Origin of the sequence: Streptomyces sp. TRM64462 (assembly GCF_013362995.1) — a bacterium.
In the GTDB taxonomy this organism is placed as follows: domain Bacteria; phylum Actinomycetota; class Actinomycetes; order Streptomycetales; family Streptomycetaceae; genus Streptomyces.
Genome location: NZ_JABWDV010000165.1, coordinates 1 through 5,717, shown reverse-complemented (window position 1 = coordinate 5,717; position 5,717 = coordinate 1). Strand labels below are relative to the sequence as shown.

Sequence of the window (5,717 nt, the reverse complement as noted above, 5' to 3'; positions counted from 1 at the left end):
GCAGGGGGGAGCGCGTCCTCAAACGCCGGATGGGCTGAAAATCAGCCCATCCGGCGATTTTCGCTCAGGAGGTCTGGGCCTCGTTGTACAGGGCCTGGGCCTCGTTGCCGAAGTACGGGCCGAACATGCGGTTCGGCAGGAACGTGTAGCCGAAGCTGTTCACGGACACCTGGAGCCCCGTGCCGGCGGACTCGCTGAAGCCGGTGAACCAGGGTCCGCCGCTGGACCCGCCCGTCATGTTGCAGCCGAGGCTGTGGTCCTGGCTGAACAGGAAGTCCTTGGACGAGTTCCCGCTGCAGTAGATCAGCTTCGAGCCGTCGTACGGGGACGCGGCCGGGAAGCCGAAGGCGTACATCTGCTTGTTGTAGCCGCCGTTGAACTGGAGGCCCTGCGCGCCGGTGACGGCGGTGAGCTTCTGGCCGTTCAGGGGGGCGACGACGGCGGCGCCGACGTCGTGGTTGATGTCCTCACTGGCCTCCCATCGGGGCGTGGCGAGGGTCTTGGTCGCGGTCCACCGGCCGTACGGGGCCTGCCCGTTGTCGTAGGCGGGGACGAAGACCCAGTCGGTGTGCCAGCTCCCCTGGTACTTCACGCAGTGCCCGGCCGTGATGACGGTCGACTGGTTCTGGCTGGTCACGGCGTTGCCCGAGCACGAAGCCGTACGGCCCTGGAAGGTGAAGAAGACGCGGCCCGACGTCTTCACGACGGCGCCGCCGCCGCTCCAGGGGCCGCCGGACTGCGGGAAGGCCAGGGGGCCCACGGCGGAGGTGGCCGTGCCCGTGGCCGTGCCCGGGTCGGCCTTGGCGGGGGCCGTCGGGGCGATGGTCGTCGTCCTGCCGCCCGGCTTCGGGGCCTTGAGCTGCTTGAGCTGAGCCGGCGTCAGCAGCAGGTGGAGCGGGGTCGCGCCGCGCATGCGGTCGGCGGTCCAGAACGCGGCGGCGCTCCGCTGCTCGGCGGCGGGTACGGCGTGGGTGGCGGCGGCCGCTGCGCCGGTTCCGGGGGCGGGGGAGTCGGGGGCGGGGGCGGCGCTCGCCGGGGTGGCGGCGGTCAGGGCGCCGGTGAGCAGGGCTCCGGCGGTCAGCAGGGTGCCCGCGGACGTGCGGTGGCGTCTCACGCGTGTCTCCTTCTGCCGTGCCCGGGCAGCGGTGGCCGGGGCAGGGTGGTGGGGGGAAGCGAAGGTGTGCTGATCCCGGTACCGGATCGGGAACGAGGTGCGTGAGGCAGAGTGCCACGCGGCCCGTGAATTGTCAGGGCTGCGTCATCAATTCTTCACCGGTCCGACAGCGGTTTCGCGAAACAGCGGCTGGAGTCGTAGTCGCGGTAGTAGCCGAACTTGGCGCACGGCTCGTACCCGCTGGAGGTGTAGAGGGCGATCGCCTCGGGCTGCATGTCGCCGGTCTCCAGCACCATGCGGACCCGGCCCGCCGCCCGGGCGTCCTCCTCCAGGAGGGCGAGCACGCGCCGGGCTATGCCGCGGCCGCGCGCCTCGGGTATCACGTACATCCGCTTGAGCTCGGCGTCGCCGTCCGCGTACCCCTCGTCGTTCTCCTCCTGGGAGCGCCAGCCGCCGGTGGCGACCGGGCGGTCCCGCTCGTCGTACGCGATGAGGTAGAGGCCGCGCGGCGGCTGGAACATGGCCGGTTCGAGGTAGGTCGCGTCGCCGACGCCGTCGCCGTACCGCTCGACGTATTCGAGCTGTACCTGGTCGCTGAGCTTGACGGCGTCGGGGTGGTCGAACGGCACGGTGCGAATATTCATGCGGAGTATCGTACTTCTATGCGGCGGATGTGGTGGCGGGGAACCTCTGTCGTATTGTGCCGGGATGCTCACCGTGACGACCGCCAATGTGAATGGCCTGCGCGCCGCCGCCAAGAAGGGATTCGTGGAGTGGCTGGCGGGAACGGCCGCCGACGTCCTGTGCCTGCAGGAGGTACGGGCCGAGGAGTCCCAGCTCCCGGACGCCGTCCGGGCCCCCGAGGGCTGGTACGCCGTGCACGCGCCGGCCGCCGCCAAAGGGCGCGCGGGTGTGTCGCTCCTCACACGGCGCGAGCCGGACGCGGTACGGGTCGGGTTCGGCGTGAGCGAGTTCGACACGTCCGGGCGCTACCTGGAGGCCGATCTTCCGGGCGTGACCGTCGCCAGCCTCTATCTGCCGTCCGGTGAGGTCTGCACCGAGCGGCAGGACGAGAAGGTCCGGTTCATGGACGCGTTCCTGCCGTACCTGAAGGAGCTGAGGGAGCGGGCGGCGGCCGACGGCCGCGACGTGCTGGTCTGCGGCGACTGGAACATCGCCCACCAGGAGGCCGACCTGAAGAACTGGAAGGCCAACCGCAAGAACTCCGGGTTCCTCCCCGAGGAGCGCGCCTGGCTCGGCCGCGTCTTCGACGAGGCGGACGGCGGGTACGTGGACGTGGTGCGGGCCCAGCACCCGGACCAGGAGGGCCCGTACTCGTGGTGGTCCTACCGGGGCCGCGCCTTCGACAACGACGCGGGCTGGCGGATCGACCTCATCGCCGGTACGCCGCGGCTGGCCGGGCGGTGCGTGAAGGCGTACGTGGAGCGGGCCGCGAGCCACGCCGAGCGGTGGAGCGACCACGCGCCGGTGACGGCGGTCTTCGACCTGTAGGGCGCCGGGGGCACGTGCGCGGGGGTCACGTGCGCGGGGGTCACGTGCGCGGGGCCCGCGTGCGCGGGGGTCACCTCTGCGGGGCCCACATGCGCCGGGGCCCACGTGCGCCGGCGCTCACGTCCAGCCCAGTGCCCCCGCGGCCCACACCGCCCCCAGCGCGCACGCCACCGGGACCACCAGCAGCGCCACGCCCAGCGGCAGCGGGAACGGGCCGCGCGCCCGCACCACCTGACGTACCGTGAACGCCTTCTCCAGCGCCGCCGACGTGCCCTTGGTCGACACCGGCGTCACCGCGCCCACCGTCGCCAGGGCCACCTCGCGCCACCGCAGCCGCGCGTCCCCGCGCACGGGCATCGTCCACGACGACACCCACCCGCGGAACGGCACCAGCGCCAGGACGACACCCCACAGGAACCCGGCGCAGGCGGCGAACGCGGCCGGCCACGGCACGTGCGCGACGAACCGCAGGGCCAGCGCCACGACGGCGATGACCGGGAGCGGCAGCGCCGGTATCCACCGCTCCGACCTCACGGGAAGCCACCGCAGCAGCACGCAGGTCAGCACGGCCTCGGGGATCACGACGAGGAGGATCCACAGGGGAACGGACACGGGGACTCCCGGCTCAGAGAACGAAGGCCACGCCGACCAGGGCGGCGACGAAGGCGAAGAAGAAGATCGCGGTCTGCTTGCCCGTCATGTCCTCCATGGGCCTGCCCGAGCGCTTCAGTTCGAGCTGACGCGTGATGTACCGGGCGAAGACGATCCGGAGGATCACGAGGACGAGCATGGTCGCCGTGTACAGCACCAGCGGTGTCCGGTCCTCGTAGCCGCGGGCCGCCGAGTGGATGACGATGCCGACCGCGCCGACGAGGGGGAGCGACATCGCGATCGCCTTGTCGCGTCTCGTGGTGGCCATGGACTGCGCCGCCACCGCGAGGGCGATGCCGGACACGAGGGCGGCGATCCACCACTGGTCGGCGGACAGCGTCGATGTCAGCATGAGCTTCCTCCCTTGCACACCGGAGATGAGCATGCCAGACGGGGTGGGACGGGGACGCGGCCCGTCCCACCCCGTCAGCGTGCGCGGAGCTGCCCGCCTACCAGCGCGCTGCCCGCCTACCAGCGGCGCTGCCCGCCTACCAGGTGAGCCAGCCGACCACCGTGGTCGCCGCGTCGCTCACGACGCCCGACACCTTGGCGCCGATCTCCTCGGCCACGCCGAACTTCTTGAACAGCTGGCCCTTGCCCAGGAAGAGGCCGCCCACCACGAAGATGCCGAGCGACTCCTTGAACTGGCTGCTGTCCCAGCCGTATCCGACGCCCTTCAGGATGGTGCTGACGCCCTGGAGGCCCCACGACACCAGGCCGGCCACGGCCGCGGCCACGCCGAGCGGAGGGAAGAACAGGGCGCCGATGCCCAGCACGAGGCCGGCGGTACCGGCGATCGTGCTCCAGTGGCCGGTGGCGTCCGCCCAGTCCTTCGGGTCCGACATGTCCTCGGGCCACAGGCCCCAGTACTTGGTGTCGCCGTCGTCGTCGACCTCGCCGTCGGACGGGTTGGTGCCGTTCTGCTCGTGCTGCTTCGCCGCCTCGGCCGCCGCCCTCGCGGCCGCCTCGGCCTCGGCCTTGCGCTTGTCGGCCACGATCTTGTGGGCGGCGCTGGCGGCGTCGGCCGCCGCCTTCGCGTCCTTGCCGGCCTGCGTCGCGGAGGCCTGCGCGCTGGTGGCGGACGCCTGCGCGTTCGACGCGTACGTCACGGCCTGCTTCGCGGAGGCGAGCGCCTTGCGCATCGAGTAGTTCGCCGTACGGGCGGCGCTGCGCGCCACGGACGCCGCCTGCTTGGCGGTCTCCGCGGACTGGGCGGCCGCGGCTGCCGACTTGTCGGCGGCGTCCGCGTTCGCCTTGGCCTCCGCCGCCGAGCTCTTGGCGTCCGCGGCGTAACCCTGCGCCTTCGCAGCCCAGTCGGCCGCCTCGGAGGCCGCCTTGCGGGCCTCGGCCGCCGCCTGGGACGCCAGCGCGGCGTCTTCCAGCGCCTTCGCTGCGACCTTCGCGGCGTGGGCGATGGCGGCGCGGATGGCGGCGACATGGGTGGCGTGGTCGTGGTCGAGGCGGGCGATGTTGTGCTGGTCGTGCGCGATGAAGTTGCGCCGCATACGGGCGGAGCCCTCCAGCACGATCTTCGCCGCCGACTGCATGTAGGGGCCGCCCACGCCGAGGAGGCGGAACACCTCGACCGAGTCGTCCTCCTTGATCGCCGCCGGCAGTTCGGCGGTGAGGAAGCGGTGCAGGGCGAGGGCGGTTCCGGCGTTCAGCGCCGCCTCGGCCTTCGCCTTCACGGCCTTCCCCGGGTTCTCGCCGAGGATCCTGAACACGAGGACCCGGTTTTCCATGGCCGCCGCCTCGATGACCCCGTGGTCGAGGAAGGCGCGCGGGGCGTCCGGGTCGGTGCTGGCCAGGGCCGCGGCGGCGGCCGTGGCGACGGACGACTTGGCCGCCTGGGCGATGGCCAGGACCGTCTCGCGGTCGTCCTGCCGCTGCGCGATGAGGCGGTCCGTGTCGAGCCAGTTGACCATGTCGTGGTCGGTGCCGGAGAGCGCGAACTCGGCGGCCTCGCGGGTCCACGTACCGGTCGAGTCGAGGAGCTTGACGGCGGCCTTGCGGCCGGTCGTGACGGCCGTCGCGGTGTCCCCGCCCTGCAGCGCCGTCTGTGCGGCGGCGAGCAGGTCCTTGATCTCGGTGGCCGTCTTGTCGGCCTCCGTGCGCTCCCGCTCGACGCGGGTGTTGTCGTCGATCTCGGCCTGCGCCCTGAGGCGCGCCTCCAGGATGCCGAGCTCCGTGTCCTCGGCGATGCGGGCGGCCTCGGCCTCACGGGCCGCCTGCTCCACGGCCTGGGCCTCCTTGACCGCGTTGGCGGCCGTGGTGGCGGCCTGCACGGCGGCCTCGGCGTAGGCGGTGGACCGCTTGGCGTACTCGATCGCCTTGCCCGCGTTCGCCGCGGCTTCGTCGGCGGCGTCGGCGGCCTTCAGCGCGTGGGCGGCGGCGCTGTTCGCGGCGTCGCGTGCCACGCGTGCGGCGGCCGCCGCACGGT

General features: G+C 72.5%; 6 protein-coding genes. 1 reads left to right on the top strand and 5 read right to left on the bottom strand.

Annotated elements, in window-relative coordinates; translation table 11 throughout:
- Window positions 1–64 precede the first annotated feature (64 nt).
- Window positions 65–1,114, bottom strand: a complete 1,050-nt coding sequence (locus HTZ82_RS07435; RefSeq protein WP_175408497.1) for a serine protease — start codon at window positions 1,112–1,114, stop codon at window positions 65–67.
- A gap of 155 nt (window positions 1,115–1,269) precedes the next feature.
- On the bottom strand, window positions 1,270–1,758 hold the full coding sequence (locus HTZ82_RS07430) for a GNAT family N-acetyltransferase (RefSeq protein ID WP_175408496.1): 489 nt from the start codon (window positions 1,756–1,758) through the stop codon (window positions 1,270–1,272).
- Between the two features lie 64 nt (window positions 1,759–1,822).
- Between HTZ82_RS07430 and HTZ82_RS07425 the strand changes: the two genes are divergently transcribed.
- On the top strand, window positions 1,823–2,626 hold the full coding sequence (locus HTZ82_RS07425; RefSeq protein WP_175408495.1) for an exodeoxyribonuclease III: 804 nt from the start codon (window positions 1,823–1,825) through the stop codon (window positions 2,624–2,626).
- 117 nt (window positions 2,627–2,743) lie between these two features.
- Here HTZ82_RS07425 and HTZ82_RS32710 read toward each other — a convergent pair whose 3' ends face one another.
- The 3 genes from HTZ82_RS32710 to HTZ82_RS07410 form a co-directional block, all read right to left on the bottom strand.
- The gene (locus tag HTZ82_RS32710) at window positions 2,744–3,238 is read right to left on the bottom strand and encodes a hypothetical protein (RefSeq protein ID WP_175408494.1); all 495 of its coding nucleotides are present in this window, start codon (window positions 3,236–3,238) and stop codon (window positions 2,744–2,746) included.
- A 13-nt stretch (window positions 3,239–3,251) separates the two neighbouring features.
- A complete protein-coding gene (locus tag HTZ82_RS07415; protein ID WP_175408493.1) occupies window positions 3,252–3,629 on the bottom strand; it encodes a hypothetical protein in 378 nt (125 codons plus the stop codon).
- Window positions 3,630–3,765: 136 nt separating this feature from the next.
- The coding region (locus HTZ82_RS07410) for an ALF repeat-containing protein (RefSeq protein ID WP_175408492.1) at window positions 3,766–5,717 on the bottom strand (1,952 nt) is incomplete at its 5' end.

Bases quoted from the DNA above. Each gene is read 5' to 3' on its own strand.
- HTZ82_RS07430 (WP_175408496.1), bottom strand. From the start codon at position 1,758: ATGAATATTCGCACCGTGCCGTTCGACCACCCCGACGCCGTCAAGCTC.
- HTZ82_RS07425 (WP_175408495.1), top strand. From the start codon at position 1,823: ATGCTCACCGTGACGACCGCCAATGTGAATGGCCTGCGCGCCGCCGCC.
- HTZ82_RS07415 (WP_175408493.1), bottom strand. From the start codon at position 3,629: ATGCTGACATCGACGCTGTCCGCCGACCAGTGGTGGATCGCCGCCCTC.